Annotated in this window: 1 protein-coding gene; it reads left to right on the forward strand. The window is 67.3% G+C overall.

The genetic code is table 11. The annotated features are described in order from the left end of the window. Positions 1-30: 30 nt before the first annotated feature. Positions 31-425, forward strand: a 395-nt coding sequence (locus tag R2S09_RS40285; protein ID WP_399145754.1) for an OmpL47-type beta-barrel domain-containing protein, incomplete at its 3' end; no start/stop codon positions are given.

The following is a 425-nucleotide window of genomic DNA, read 5'->3' on the forward strand; positions in this document are numbered from 1 at the left end:
ACGCTGTCGGCCACGGACTCCGGTTCCGGGGTGGACAGGGTCGAGTACGCGCTGGACGGCGGGGCTTACGCGACGTATGCCGATCCGGTGAAGGTGAGCAGTGTCGGTCAGCACACCGTGGCGTATCGCGCGACGGACAAGGCGGGTAACACGTCTGCGGTGAAGTCGGTGTCGTTCACGGTGGTGGCTGCTCCGCCGCAGGACACGACGGCGCCGGAGACGTCGGCGTCGGTGTCGGGGACGAAGGACGCCTCGGGGAACTATGTCTCCAGTGCGACGGTGACGGTGACGGCTTCGGATGCGGAGTCGGGTGTCGGCAGGATCGAGTACGCGCTGGACGGCGGGGCCTACAAGGACTACAGCGCGCCGGTTCAGGTGAGCGCTGTGGGTCAGCACACGATGAAGTACCGGGCCACCGACAAGGC

Source organism: Streptomyces sp. MK7 (genome assembly GCF_032658145.1).
GTDB lineage: Bacteria > Actinomycetota > Actinomycetes > Streptomycetales > Streptomycetaceae > Streptomyces > Streptomyces spiralis.